At 65.8% G+C, this 13,237-nt stretch carries 10 protein-coding genes; 4 read left to right on the forward strand and 6 right to left on the reverse strand.

The features are described from left to right. Positions 1-145: 145 nt before the first annotated feature. Positions 146-1,315 carry a glycosyltransferase gene (locus AB4118_RS15170; protein ID WP_441490508.1) on the reverse strand — a complete coding sequence of 390 codons (1,170 nt, stop codon included), beginning with the start codon at positions 1,313-1,315 and terminating at the stop codon, positions 146-148. Positions 1,316-1,480: 165 nt separating this feature from the next. Between AB4118_RS15170 and AB4118_RS15175 the strand changes: the two genes are divergently transcribed. Further along, complete coding sequence (locus AB4118_RS15175) at positions 1,481-2,536, forward strand: glycosyltransferase family 2 protein (RefSeq protein ID WP_441490509.1); 1,056 nt, start codon at positions 1,481-1,483, stop codon at positions 2,534-2,536. A gap of 10 nt (positions 2,537-2,546) precedes the next feature. Then, positions 2,547-3,623 (forward strand): Gfo/Idh/MocA family protein, encoded by a 1,077-nt coding sequence (locus tag AB4118_RS15180; protein ID WP_441490510.1) that lies wholly within the window; start codon positions 2,547-2,549, stop codon positions 3,621-3,623. Here the strand turns inward: AB4118_RS15180 and AB4118_RS15185 are convergent, their stop codons facing one another. The 3 genes from AB4118_RS15185 to AB4118_RS15195 form a co-directional block, all read right to left on the reverse strand. After that, on the reverse strand, positions 3,624-4,769 hold the full coding sequence (locus AB4118_RS15185) for a Gfo/Idh/MocA family protein (protein ID WP_441490511.1): 1,146 nt from the start codon (positions 4,767-4,769) through the stop codon (positions 3,624-3,626). A gap of 39 nt (positions 4,770-4,808) precedes the next feature. After that, entirely contained in the window at positions 4,809-7,199 is a 2,391-nt protein-coding gene (locus AB4118_RS15190) for an exopolysaccharide transport family protein (RefSeq protein WP_441490512.1), read from the reverse strand. A gap of 67 nt (positions 7,200-7,266) precedes the next feature. Beyond that, on the reverse strand, positions 7,267-8,328 hold the full coding sequence (locus tag AB4118_RS15195) for an endo-1,4-beta-xylanase (protein WP_441490513.1): 1,062 nt from the start codon (positions 8,326-8,328) through the stop codon (positions 7,267-7,269). A gap of 254 nt (positions 8,329-8,582) precedes the next feature. Here AB4118_RS15195 and AB4118_RS15200 point away from each other — a divergent pair, with 254 nt between their 5' ends. Then, positions 8,583-9,707 carry a lipopolysaccharide biosynthesis protein gene (locus AB4118_RS15200; RefSeq protein ID WP_441490514.1) on the forward strand — a complete coding sequence of 375 codons (1,125 nt, stop codon included), beginning with the start codon at positions 8,583-8,585 and terminating at the stop codon, positions 9,705-9,707. A 7-nt stretch (positions 9,708-9,714) separates the two neighbouring features. On the opposite strand, the gene AB4118_RS15205 is transcribed toward AB4118_RS15200, so the two are convergent. Further along, entirely contained in the window at positions 9,715-10,608 is an 894-nt protein-coding gene (locus AB4118_RS15205; protein ID WP_441490515.1) for a DUF6492 family protein, read from the reverse strand. Further along, positions 10,605-11,411, reverse strand: coding sequence for a WecB/TagA/CpsF family glycosyltransferase (locus AB4118_RS15210; protein ID WP_441490516.1), 807 nt, complete (start codon positions 11,409-11,411; stop codon positions 10,605-10,607). The genes AB4118_RS15205 and AB4118_RS15210 overlap by 4 nt, the downstream gene beginning before the upstream one ends. Before the next feature lie 370 nt (positions 11,412-11,781). Here AB4118_RS15210 and AB4118_RS15215 point away from each other — a divergent pair, with 370 nt between their 5' ends. Beyond that, positions 11,782-13,236: an undecaprenyl-phosphate glucose phosphotransferase gene (locus AB4118_RS15215; RefSeq protein ID WP_441490517.1), complete on the forward strand. Its 1,455-nt coding sequence runs from the start codon at positions 11,782-11,784 to the stop codon at positions 13,234-13,236. Position 13,237 lies beyond the last annotated feature (1 nt).

Genomic DNA, 13,237 nt, shown 5'->3' on the forward strand with positions numbered 1-13,237 from the left:
CGACCCGTGCGACCCCGTGCGACAGCGGAAAGTACGGCGAAATCCGCGCCATCTGCGGCTCGCTCAGCAGGAACAAATCATCCATCACCGCCTCCTCATCAGAGACGGTGAATCACAGATCATTCCTAATTAATAGGTCCTGAGCCTAGCGGCGCGCGGCCTCGAGCCCGGCGGCCAGTGCGCTCGCCAGGGCAGCTCTCTGGATGGCCATGAACGCCGCTCCATCGATGCGCTGCGGGTTTCCCCCGCGCGCGCGTCGCACCCGTTCGGTCAGGGCCTGGGCAAAAGCCACCGGCTCGTCCGCGAGCGAGAAATTCGCCGGCAGGGCTGTAAAGCCGCGACAGGAGAGTGTCGTCGCCACGGCTGGCATGCCGAGCTGCATCGCCTCGATCGTCTTCAGCTGCACGCCGGTTCCGGCGCGGCTCGACAAGGCCAGCACATGGCAGGATTGGAGGAAGGTATTTGCGTCAGCGATGCGCCCGATCAGTCGCACCTGGGCGGGGACCGGTGGCATCTCCACCGGAAGGCGTCCGGCGACGGCAACCGAGATATCGGTCGGAAGGAGCGGAGCGACCTCGCGCAAGAACCAGTCGAGACCGATGAAGTTCGGCTGCCAGGTCCAGGTTCCGATCATGCCGATGTCGAAGGCCGGTGCGACCGGCTCCGCCATGGCGGCCGGCTGCGGGCCACTGCCCGAGACGAGTGGCAGGACCGCCGCCTTCCCTGCGGCAGGGCCGAGTGCGCGTCGGTCCTCCTCGGCCAGCGTCCAGATATAGCTCACCTCGTTCCAGAGGCGCGTCTCGACGGCTTCCAGCAACCTGGCCTCGCGGGCATAGAGCCAACTCATCAGCCCGGTGCCGGCATGCGCTGCATTCTGCCGGGCGGAGACATGCTCGATATTATGTTCCACCAGCACGCAGGGCCCGAGCGTGGTCAGCTCCGGAAAGGCGCCAGGCAGCATCACCGAGTTGAGAATCAGCGCGTCGAAAGGGCCGCGCGCCCTTACTGCCTCGACCAGTTTGCCGGCTCCGGCGAGCCGCAGCTTGGCGCAGGCGACAGGCAGGCCGTGGCTGAGCGCATATCCGAGCCATTGCAGCTTGCGGCTGGCGGGCGCGACCGCATTCTCGATATCGACGGCGCCGATCACCATGGCCTGAGAGGGGTCGGCCGGCACTTCGCCCGGGCGCAGGAAACCGAAGGCGGTGACCTCGTGCCCTGCGGAGCGCAGCGCATCGAGGATTGCGGCATTGGCGATCTCGAAGCCGGTATCGGGCCTTGCAACCGGGATCAGCGAGGTGATGAAGGCAAGACGCAACGGGGCCGATCCTGACGATAGGGATGGCCGTGAGAGAGGCGTCAGATGTTCGGTCGGGTCAAGTTCGGCGACGAACTATCCTGAACATCAGGTGTGAGAGTGTGCGCGCCGGCGCAGGATCGCCGACACCGAACCTTAAGCGGAGATGTGGCATGCTGGGGCACCATGGCTGACCCCCTCCATCATTCCGCCGGCAATTTGGAAGGCGCCTCGCGACGCCCCGCCATTCCCGGGTTCGATGCACCCGAGACCTTCGAGATCGTCGCAGCTTCGCCAGAGGCGGCGCTGCAAGGCGTCGAAAGCGTGATTTGCGTGCCGACCTTCAAGCGGCCGGAGCTGCTGGAGCGCACTTTGCGCTCTCTGGCCGCGCAGCAAGGCGGGCATGATTTTGCGATCATCGTCGTCGAGAACGAAGGCGTCGAACGCGCCGGCGCGGAGCGGGCGAGTGCCCTTCACGCTGCGGGGCTGTTCAAGGGATATGTCATCGTCGAGCCGCGACAGGGCAACTGCAAGGCCTATAATGCCGCCTGGCGCTGCGGGCTGACCCGCCTTCCCGCGCTGAAGCAGGTCCTCGGCATCGATGACGACGAGGAGGCGCTGCCGCTGTGGCTCGACGCTTTTCTGCGTGCTGCGGCAACTGCGCCGGCCCAGCTCTTCGGCGGCTCGGTGACCCCGGTCTTCGACGATCAATCGCGAGCCTGGCTAAGCGCACACCCGGTCTTTCGATCGCATTATGCTGTCTCGGGCGAAGTGCCGATCCTGTTCTCGAGCGCCAACTACCTGATCCGGCGCGAGGTGCTGGAGGCACTTGGCTTTCCCTTTCTCGACGAGAGCTTCGATTTCACCGGCGGCGGCGACAGTGACTTCTTCCGGCGCAGCAAGGAAGCCGGCTTCCGTTTCTGGTGGGTCCAGGACGCCGCGATGCGCGAGACCATGCCGAGGCGCCGCACGGAATTCAGCTGGATCGCGGCCCGCAGCCTGCGCAACGGCGCGATCTCGGCCACGATCGAGCGTCGACTCGATCCATCGGCGCGGGGGCGGCTCAGGGTTCTGGCGAAGAGTCTAGCGCTGCTCGCAGCCTCGCCCTTTCGCGGGCTCGCGCTCGGCTTGCGCACCGGCTCGGCGACGATCGGGCTCTATCACGCGCAGGTGGCGCTCGGTCGCCTGATGTCGGAGCTCGGCGTCAGCAACGAGCAGTACCGCAAGCCGGACAAGAACTAGGACGTGCGGCATGGCGAGCGGTGATGCAGCTCCGATCGGAGCGGAGCGCTTTTGCTGGGGCATTATCGGAACCGGCGTGATCGCGCGGCAGTTTGCGGCCGATCTCGCGTTGCTGCCGGACGCGCGGATCGGCGCGGTCCAGTCCCGTGCGTTGGAGAAGGCGCAAGCCTTTGCGGCCGAGTTCGGCGCTACCGTCGCCTATGGCGATGCCGAGACCCTTCTCGCCGATCCGGCCATCGATGCGCTCTACATCGCGACGCCGAACGCCTTGCATGTCGCACAGGGCCTCCGGGGTATTGCTGCCGGCAAGCCGGTCTTGATCGAAAAGCCGATCGCCCTCACCGCGGCCGATGTTCACAGCGTGATCGAGGCGAGCCGGGCGCATCGCGTCTTCGCGATGGAGGCGATGTGGACGCGCTTCCTGCCGGCCGTGGTGGCGGCGCGCGAGCAGGTGGCGGCGGGGCGGATCGGCAAGGTTCGGCGCATTCGGGCGGATCTCTCCTATGTCCGCGAGGACATCCCCGGCAGCCGCTTCTTCGACCCCGCGCTGGGCGGAGGCTCGGCATTCGACCTTGGAGTCTATCCGGTCTCGCTTGCCTTGCATTGGCTTGGCAGTCCCGAGCGCGTCACAGGTCGGTGGTTGGAGGCGCGCAGTGGAGTCGACCGGCGTTGCGAGATCGTCCTGCACTATCGGGAGGCGGTGGCGGAGCTCTCCTGCGGCTTTGATCGCAATGGAGGAAACCAGTTCGTGATCGAGGGGGCCGCAGGCGCGATCCGTCTGGATGCGCCCTTCCTCAAGGCGCAGCGGCTGACCCATTATACCACCGCGGCACTTGGGAGCTCGTGGCGAGGGCCACGGCTCCGGAATGGACCGGCCGGAAAGCTGCTCGACCGCCTGCCGATGCCGGGACGCACCCGAGAGATCTACAGCTTTGCCGGCAATGGACTGCAGTTCCAGGCCCGTGCCGTGATGGATGCCGTTCGGAGCGGCGAGACTGGCTGCGCAACCATGCCGCTCACCGAAAGCGCGGCCGTACTGAATATCATCGAGACGGTCCTGGCGCAGCCGCCAGTCAAAACCTTCTGATCAGAAACGGCTCTGCATCCGATAGGGCTGCGGCAGGTCGCGGGCATTGTTCAACGCCAGCGCAAGCTCGGTGATGTGGAGTGCGAGCACGCCCGAGAAGACGGGCTTCTGCTTCGCCGCAATCGCGATTGCCTGGTCGGCGATGCCGCGCGCGAAATCGATTTGCGAGGGGAAAGCCGGCAGCGCGGACCGGCCCGTGGCGGCGGGGTAGGCGAGTTTGCGGCCGGGCTCCGGCTTCCAGGGCAGGAAGCGGCCGAGCCGCGCCTCGACGCGGTTCGCCAGCAGGCGGGGGAGGCTGCGCGGTGCATCCGTGCGCTCGAGATGGATTGCGGATCGGTTGTCCCAAAGGTCGCGGACCGTGATCGTTCCCTTGTCTCCGAGAATCTGCAGCGAGCGGTCCTTGGGTGCGGCCAGGCCACAACTCAACCGGGCGACGGGGCCGGAGCGAAAGGTGAGGCAGCCGACCGAGAAATCCGGGGCCATGGTGATGGTCTCGGTGCCGGGCCCCTTGTCCGGGAATGTCACCGCGGAGAACGCGGTCAGGGCTTCGACCGCGCCGAAGAGCGAGACGAGCCAGGACAGTGCGTAGCCCGCATGCTCCAGCGTGCAGCCGATCTCGAACTCATGCAGGCCAGGCCATGGTGCGCCGGAACGCGACCGCCAGGTCGCCCAATTGCCCCGGAAGACCGGACCGTCCTCCATGGCGGCATAGATCAGCCGCGGCGTTCCGATGGCCCCCTGCGAGAGCGCATCTCTCACCAGCCGATGAGCATCGCTGAGGCCGTTCGCCGGTGCGGTGGCCAACGTCAATCCAGCGGCATCCGCAAGGGCGACGAGTTCGCTGGCCTGCTCGAGCTGCATGGCCAGCGGCTTTTCACAATAGACATGCTTGCCTGCGGCGAGCGCCTGCCTGGTGATCTCGTAATGGCTTTCGGGCGTCGTCAGGTTGACGACGATGTCGACCTGCGAGTCGGCGAGCACAGCCTCCAGGCTCTCATAAGGCCTCGCGCCGTGAAAGGCGCAGAACGCCCGGAGGCGGTCCGGCGAGCGATCATAGACGCCGGCAAGCTGAAGCCCGGGATGGTTGGCCAGCGTGGTCATGTAGTAATCGGCCACGAATCCTGTGCCGATAAGCGCGATCTTCATCACGGTGTCCTGTCTGGCGATCGATGGCGACGGCGGCGCTCAGGCTTCGTTGCTGACGAAGCCGCGGATCTTGGCTGCGTTCCGGCCCAGCGCCGTACTTGCCTGCTGGAGTTCGCCCGCGCCGACCTCACCCTCGCGAACGACCAGCACGATGTCGTCGACCGCATCTGCAAAACGCTCCGTGAAAGCGTCGGAACCCAGCGAGGCACCATCGATGAAGACCGGCCCGAAGCGGCGGGCCGCGCTGAAGAAGTCGTGGCTGATCTGTTCGGCTGTGACGAGTTCCGGATGCCCCTTGCGCGGGACGAAAAACAGGCCGGTGCCCTCGTCCTGCAGCGCCGCACGGATCAGGCTGGCGCTGCCGGAGACGATCTCGTGCACTCCTGCCTGCGCGTCCGGCGCGAAGACCGATGTCAGGCTGTTTCCGCCGAGGCCGGCATCGACCAGCATGGCCGGCAACCCCGCCTGCGCGGCATCGAGCGCGAGGTTGAGCGCCAGCGTCGAGGCGCCGGCATTGCGGCGCAATCCGACGACGAAAACCCGCCGACTGGGACTGCCCTGGCTGGCGAGTTCGGTTCGGATGCCGCGGATCGCCCGGGCGAAGGAGGCATTCGGCTTGTCGATGACGTCGACGAGATGAGCCTTGGCCTGAAAGACCGAGCGCACTTCGCCATCCCGCCGCCAGCGTCGATGCCTCACGGCAGGCAGTTTTGCCAGCAAGGCCAAGGGGGGAGCTGCGGGGGCTCGCACGACCTCCGGAGTACGGGCTGGTTGACCGCCTTGAATCGCCATGAAACGCCGCCATCCGGTCCTGGCGGGGGCCGCGACCGCATCAGGGGAAGGCGGTTCCGTGGCCGCAGCGACCACGGGGACGGGATCGGCAGGAGCGGGCGGGGGCGATGCCTGAGCGGCAACAGGCTCGTGGCGATTGCGGAATGGCCAGCGGCGCAGCCCGGCAGGCGGCGCAGGCAGGGAGCCGCCAAACAGCGCCAATCCGAGTGCGGCGATCGCGCCCAGACCGCCCCCGGCGATGCCTCCGAGCATGACGACGGTGCGCCTGCTGACGCCGCTCTTCTCGAGCGCCGGCATGGCCATGCTGATGACGCGCGCATTGGTCGTGTCGATACCGGACAGTTCCCCGGTCTCACGTGCCCGCCGCAGGAAGGCGTCATAGACGGCGCGCGAGGATTCGATCTCGCGTTCGAGCTCGCGCAACTGCACCGAAGCGCGGCCGGCGCTGTATTGCTGCCTGGTCAGCTCCTCGACGCGCCGCGCGATCTGCCTCTCGGCATCGACGGCGCGGTCGTATTCGATCTTGGCGGCGCGCGCGATCCGGGCAAGTTCCTCGTTGATCTGCCGGCGCGCATCGCGCACCTGAGCCTGCGCCGCGGCGAGCGCGGGGTGACGCGAGCCGAGCGAGGCCAGCAGATCGGCTTCCTTGCTGAGCGCCGCGCCCAACTGGGACCGGAGTGCAGTCATGGTGTTCGAGGCGACCGCCTCGGGTATGGCGCCGGCCTCGATGCTCGAGGCGCGCGTCGCAAGCGTCTGGTCGTATTTCGCCTTGGCTTCGCTGACCCTGGTGCGCAAGGCGACGAGCTGGGCATTGTTCAGCGCAAGCTGTTCTTCGCCGATCGACTTGCCGCCTGCACCGACGAGGCTGTTGGCTTCCTTGTATTTCTCTGCCTTCTCCTCGGCGATGCGCAGGCGGTTGCGCAGTTCCTCCAGGCGCCCGGTCAGCGCGCCGGTGGCGCGTTGCGCAGCGTCGGCACGGACGGAAGCCTGGTCGTCGAGATAGGCGGTGGCAAGCGCATTGGCGATCCGCGCCGCCTTCTCGGGATCGCGCGAGGTCACCGAGATGTCGATGACGAAGGTCCGCTCGCCACGCCGGACCGTGACGTTCTTGTCGAGCGCTGCGAGCGCGTAGAGCAGGCCGTCTCGAGAGGAGGTGCTGCTGCCGGAGAGAAGCCGACCCAGCCCGCTCTTGGGGGCCTCGCCGCCGAATTCCGGATCCTTGTCGAGGCCCTCGCTCTTGACGACGCGCGCCTTGATGCTGTCCGAGGCGATGATGCGCGCCTGGCTTTCGAGATAGGCCGTAAGCGAGGTCGGGTCGCTGCCGACCGCATTGGGCGAAACTTCGTTCTGCAGCACGCGCAGATCGCGCGGATCGATGAAAAGCTGGGCGGTCGAGACGTATTTCGGCGGAATGAACAGGCTTGCCAGAGCGGCAAGGAGGGCGCCTGCCAGCGCCGCCGCTATGATCAGTCCCTTTCGGCTCCACAGCGTCTGAAAGAGCCAGGCCGGGTTGGTCAGGCGCGCCAATGCTGACGGCACGGCTCCGCCGGCCGCCGGCTCCGTGCGGCTGCCGGCCTGTTCGGTTCTGCTGAGCTCGCCATCGGCGGTCTCGGTCGTGAACATGACGCTACGCTTCACTCAAACCTGCCCGGCCCGGGATGATGATGGTCGTCACCCCGGCGGACATCGAACTCACCAACACCGCTCAGCTCGTCCCCAGCCGATAACGGTCAAGTACCTTCATCATCGGCTTCGGCCTGTAGTCCTCATCGAGGGGGAGTGGCCGGGCCTTGGCAGAATCCTTACGCGCGAAGGTCTCTCCGATCCATGAATAGCGGTCGCTGAGGCCCCAGGTGACGATCGCCTTGGGCTGGCGCGCGGAGACCACCGCATTCAGGAAGGTCGAAACGAGGTTTGCCGCGGTGCTGTCGCGCTCCCGCGATACAGCCGGCAGCTTCCAATCGATCACGTCGAGTTCGGTAATCTCGACATCGACGCCGAGCGTGCCGAGATCCTGCATGAAATGCTGCAAGCCGGCCGTATCGATGGCGCGTTCGCCGTACAGATGGGCCTGCATACCGAGCCCATGGACCGGGATGCCCTTGTCGCGCAGGTCCCGGATGATCGAGAGAGCCGCGGCGCGGCGCCTCACGATGCGCGGATCGGTATCCTCGAAATCATAGTCGTTGATCACCAGCCGCGCCTCCGGATCGATCTGGGCCGCGGTCCGGAAAGCGATCTCGATATGTTCGGGGCCGAGCAGGCGCTGCCAGATCGTGTCGCGATAGGGCTCCTCGAGGGTCGGATCGTGGGCGATCACCTCGTTGACCACATCCCAGGTCGCGATGACGCCCTTGTAGCGGTCCACGACGGTCTCGATATGGCTGATCAGCTCGCGCTCGGCTTCCGCCTTCGTGCTCATCTCCTTGGCCCAGGGCGGCAAGGCCATGCCCCAGAGCAAGGCGTGGCCGCGCAGGGCCTGCTTGTTGCCGCGTGCGAAGGCGACCAGCTCGTCGGCTCCGGAGAAGTCGAACCGGGAGCGGTCATGCCGGAGCGCTTCCCATTTGAGGTCGTTCATCGGGACGATGACGTTGCAATAGGTCTTCAAAGCCTCGCGGTAGCGCGGGTCGGCGCGGAAGGGCTCGATCTGCGCGGCCGAGCCGAATGGAATGGCGGGTCGGCCGACCTGCGCGAGACCGGCGCTCGGCCACGCCAGGGCGAGGCCGGCAGTTCCGGCCAGGGCGTCGCGCCTGGTGATGCGGCTCATGTTCCGTTCCGATTCAGGCAGCTGCGCGGGGCAGCGCTTCCCGTGCTTCGTTTAGGGTCGCTCAATGCCTTTGCGTTAAGCCAGGTTCGGGCTCAATTTTGGCGTGAGCAGGGCCCGAGCCAGCTCTCGCCGCCGCCGCAATGGACTCCATGTCGCCAGATCGTGCCACCATATCCGCCTACCTTACGATCCTGAGCGGCTCAGCCGGTCGTCTCATTATCTCTCTTGTATATTTCCTCATCGTTGCGAATACGTTGACCCTTGGTGAGTTTGGCCTGTTCGCGACGGCCTCCTCGACAGGACTCATTCTCTCGCGGTTGCTGGCTTTCGGCTTCGTCTCGCCGGTCTATCGCGTCGCCACGGTCAAGCCGCGTCTCCTCGGCGCCTATCTCGCCGGCTTTGGCGGGCTTGCCGTCCTGTCGCTGCCGCTGATCGCTGCAGTTGCCGCCCTGGCCTATGTCGCCTTGTTCAGGGAGCGGCTGGATCTTCTTCCCTTCGCCCTGATCATCGTCGCCGAGGTGCTCGGCTGGCGCCTCGTCGAGGTCGTCGCCATCATCAATAACGGCCTGAGGCGTTTCAGGCAGTCCGCCCTGCTCGTCATCATCGGCTCCTCGCTGCGCACGCTTGCTGCGGTTGCCTTCTATGGTCTGGGCCATGCGAGCCTGGAAACCTGGGTCTGGGCCTATCTCGGCACTACGATCCTGTCCGCGGTGATCGCGCTGACGCTGTTTCTGCCGCCGCTGCGCCTGCGTTTCGTTAGGGCGCTCTATCCCCGCCGCATGGCCGATGCCGTATTCGCGGGCGCGGCCGACATCGTGTTCTACGTCCAATCCGAACTCGACAAGCTGCTGATGCTGGCGCTCGCGGGAGAACGCACCGCGGGGCTCTATGCCATCGCCATGCGCGTCATCGATCTTACCGCGATGCCGGTGCGCAGCTTCAACCAGATGCTGGTCCAGAAGATCATGAAGGATCGCGGCCTCGGCGGCGGCTGGCGACGCAAGATGCTGGTCGAACTCGCGATCGCGTTGGTCTCGATCGGCGGACTGGTCGCCATCGTCATTCTGCTGATGCCGTTTCCCGGCGCGCTCGGTCGCAACGTCTCCGAGGCCGCCTATCTCTTCCTGCCGATGTTCGCGGTGCCTGCCTTCCGCAACCTCGTCGAGTATCACGCCGAGTTGCTCTATGCGCGGGAGCGCACCGGCTCGCGTATCGCGCTGCTCTGCGCCATCACCGCGCTCAAGGCGGCACTGATCGCCTGGGTGATGATTCGCTTCGGCCAGGAAGAGGCCTGGGCCCCCTGGTTCAACGCCGTCTTCGGCGCAGTCTATCTGCTCTCCGCCACGGTCACCTATCGGTTGCTTGGCCGGGCCCGCTGAACCGGGACTATTGTGCTTCGAACAGCTCCTTCAGGCGCTCGACGGGCTGCCCGATGAAGGATTGCACGCCGACCGCGACCTGTCCCGGTTCCAGGATGTCCTCGAAGCTGCGCAACGTCGCCAGCTCGCCGACATCTTCGGGAAACCAGTAAACCTTGCAGAGCTCGTGCTCGTCCGGCCAGTGGCCGGCGGCTTCGAGCCCGAGCACGCGTTCGACGAAGTAGCCGTAGATCATGTATTCCGAGAATTGCCGGTGCGTGGCGATCGCTTCGACCCAGCTGCGCCCGGCTATCTCCTCGATGCGCGTCATCATCGCCAGCACGGCGTCCCGTCGCCAGCTGACGAGATTGTTGATGTAGTCGGGACTGGGAAATGCTGGTTCCGGCAGTCCGAGCAGGCGGGCCGCCATCATGCACCAGTCGGTATGCTGGGCCATGGCGCCGGTGATGCCGTCGGGCTTGCGGTAGAGGCGGACCGTCCCGTCCCGGCCGAGGCGCGTGACGTCGAAGGGCCGCAGGAACATCATGTCGGAATCGGCGAAGATCACCACGTCCTCGTGGCTCTTCATCGGAAAGGCAAACTTGCGCAGCTGTTGTGCGTGCCAGCCGCGCAGTGGCGGCAGACCTCGCCGCAGGGCACCGAGGCCCGTCCAGACCCGGCGACGTCCGAGCCTCAGGAGATCGGGCCGGGGTTTCAGCCAGGAGGGCAGAAGCTCTGCTTCCGCGATCACCCGCCGTCGCGGACCTTCCAGCGGCTTGAACAGCGCGACGTCCCGATCCTCGACCAGAAGGTAATGGGCCGTGTGGCCGGTGACGAAACGGTCGATGCTGGCGCAGAGCAGCCGGCAGCGTTCGAAGTCCCCGGCATAGCTCGGCGTCGCGATGGCGTAGCTGAGGCTCATTGCGTCGGACCGCGGGGCTGGAACCTGATGCGCAGCATCCGCAGCAGGAACGCGGGGTTGCCGAGCACATAGCGCCGCCACAGCCGGCGGGGCTCCAGCAGGAGGCGGTAGAGCCATTCCAGCCGCAGACGCCGCAGGACGTCTGGCGCGCGCTCGACCTCGCCTGCCACGAAATCGAACAGCGCACCAATACCCGCTGCGATCGTCGCGTGCCGGAGCGTGATCTTCTCTGCAATCCAGCGTTCCTGAAGCGGATTTCCGAAGGCCACGAGCAGGAGATCGGGCGGGCTTTGGGCCAGCTGCGCCAGAAGCCCGGCCTCTTCGCTCTGAGCAAAATAGCCGTGGCTCAGCACGGTGAAGCCGTGCCGTGGGTAATCCTGAGTCAGGCGCGCCGCAGCGCGCTCGGCCACACCTGGCTGTCCGCCCAGCAACGTCACGCGGAGAGGACGGTTTTGCGCGGCGAGCAGGGCCGGAATGAAGTCGGTGCCATTGAGATTTGCGGGGAAGGACGCGCCATAGAGAAGACGGGAGCCGATATCGACGCCGATTCCGTCCGCAAGCACCAGGAAATCCTTGAGCTGCGCCTGCAGCCTTGCGTCCACGGCGGCCAGGTTGACGAGGTTCGCATTGCAGAAGGCGAGCTTCACCTGGCGGTGACGGGCAAGGGCCGTGTCGAGCACGGCGAGCGCCTGCGCGCGATCGAGCACAGCCACATCGATGCCGCCGATATCGCGGCGGGCATGGTCGGGATGGTCGGTTGGCTGCGTGTGCGATGACATGTCGAAGAATGAAATGGCAGTCACGATCTCGTTCATTTCGAGGCGTTTTCGGTTCCCGTCTTGGCCGCTCACGCCGGTGGATCACGCCAAGCCCGATGGACGGTGAACAGCCCTTGACCCTGACTACCATCAGACCGGCTGCCGAGGAGTTGCGGAACGGGATTGGCGCTGTCTCATAACGGGACGCCGTCATGTCGGTCGTTGCAGCCGGATTCCCTGGCCCCTTCGTGTCGCGGCCGAACTCCGCTCTCGGCGTCTCATTCCGGCGCGTGACCGAGCGGCATGGCGCTTGCCGCTCGCAGCCGTGAGAGCAGTTGGAAGGGAGCGTCCTGTTCCGTTCCGGAGCGCTCGCCGCCGGCCGTCAGGCCGTTGTGGCTCCGGAGAGCCTGCCGCGATGATGAGCGTCAACGATCTGAACTATGCGGCGGCTGCTGCCGACGAACGCGCCAATGCCTGGCGGCACTGGATCGGTCTCGTCACGGCGCTGACGGACGCGGTCGTGGTGCTGACGATCGTGTCGCTCGCCTCCGTGGTCTACCACCTCCAGGCCTACGGCCATTTCGGCGATGTCAGGATCACACGCGAGCTGGCGATGATGATCGCGGCGGTCTTCGTCTTCACCAATGTGATGCGCGGTCGCTACCAGCTCAGCCATTATCTCTCTGCCAAGGGGCAGATGGCCTCGGCCTTCACGGTCTGGAACATTACGATGGTGGCCTTCATCGCCGTCGCGTTCCTCGCCAAGATCGTCGATCATTATTCACGCGCCGTCGTGCTCGTGACCTACCTGGCCGGTATTCCGCTAATCACTCTGGCGCGTGCCGGCATTGCCCGCATCATTTCAGTGGCCAGCAAGACCGGCCGCATCACCACGGAGCGGGTGTTCCTGATCGGCCGTGAACCCGACGTGATGTCCTTCGTCTCGCGCCATCAACCCTGGAACATGGGCTTCGCCATCGTCGACGTCGCTTTCCTGCACAGCAACGACGCGCGCCGCATCAACGATCCGATGGCCGCGCTCAAGGCCGATCTGGTCACCGCTGCAGGGCGCTGCCGGCAGATGCGGCCGGACGCGGTGTTCATCGCCTTGCCCTGGTCGGATCAGGAGACGATCGATGCCTGCATCGATGCCTTCATGAACCTGCCGGTCGCGATCCACCTCGCGCCCGAGCGGATCATGGATCGGTTCGACAGCCCCCATATCGTGAGCATCGGCTCGTTCGCCAGCCTGCGGCTGACGCGCCCGGCGCTGTCCACCGCTGCGATCGTCGCGAAGCGCGGCTTCGACATCATTGCCGCTTCGACCATCCTGCTTCTGGCGTTGCCGGTTCTGCTGATCATTGCCGGGTTGATCAAGCTCGACTCGCGCGGACCGGTGTTCTTCCTGCAGCGGCGCTACGGCTTCAACCAGCAGCCCTTCAGGATCTTCAAGTTCCGCACGATGACGACGACCGATGACGGCGACGTCATTCGTCAGGCGACGCGTAACGACCCGCGCATCACGCGCATCGGCCGCTTGCTGCGCCGCTTCAATCTCGATGAGCTGCCGCAGCTCATGAACGTCATCGCCGGTCAGATGTCTCTGGTTGGGCCGCGCCCGCATGCGCTCGCCCATGATCACGCGTTCCAACGCAAGATCGCACTCTATGCCCGGCGCCATAATGTGAAGCCGGGCATCACCGGCTGGGCTCAGGTCAACGGCCTGCGCGGTGAGACCGACACGGACGAGAAAATGGCCAAGCGTGTCGCATTCGATCACTGGTACATCGACAATTGGTCGTTCTGGCTCGATCTCGGCATTCTCCTGCGCACGGTGTTCAGCGCGCGCGCCTATCTCAACGCTCAATAGT

It is taken from the genome of Allobosea sp. 2RAB26, from assembly GCF_052115465.1.
GTDB lineage: Bacteria > Pseudomonadota > Alphaproteobacteria > Rhizobiales > Beijerinckiaceae > Allobosea.

Coding starts and splice junctions, on each gene's coding strand:
- AB4118_RS15175 (WP_441490509.1), top strand. CDS start 1,481: ATGGCTGACCCCCTCCATCATTCCGCCGGCAATTTGGAAGGCGCCTCG.
- AB4118_RS15180 (WP_441490510.1), top strand. CDS start 2,547: ATGGCGAGCGGTGATGCAGCTCCGATCGGAGCGGAGCGCTTTTGCTGG.
- AB4118_RS15185 (WP_441490511.1), bottom strand. CDS start 4,769: ATGAAGATCGCGCTTATCGGCACAGGATTCGTGGCCGATTACTACATG.
- AB4118_RS15195 (WP_441490513.1), bottom strand. CDS start 8,328: ATGAGCCGCATCACCAGGCGCGACGCCCTGGCCGGAACTGCCGGCCTC.
- AB4118_RS15205 (WP_441490515.1), bottom strand. CDS start 10,608: ATGAGCCTCAGCTACGCCATCGCGACGCCGAGCTATGCCGGGGACTTC.
- AB4118_RS15215 (WP_441490517.1), top strand. CDS start 11,782: ATGATGAGCGTCAACGATCTGAACTATGCGGCGGCTGCTGCCGACGAA.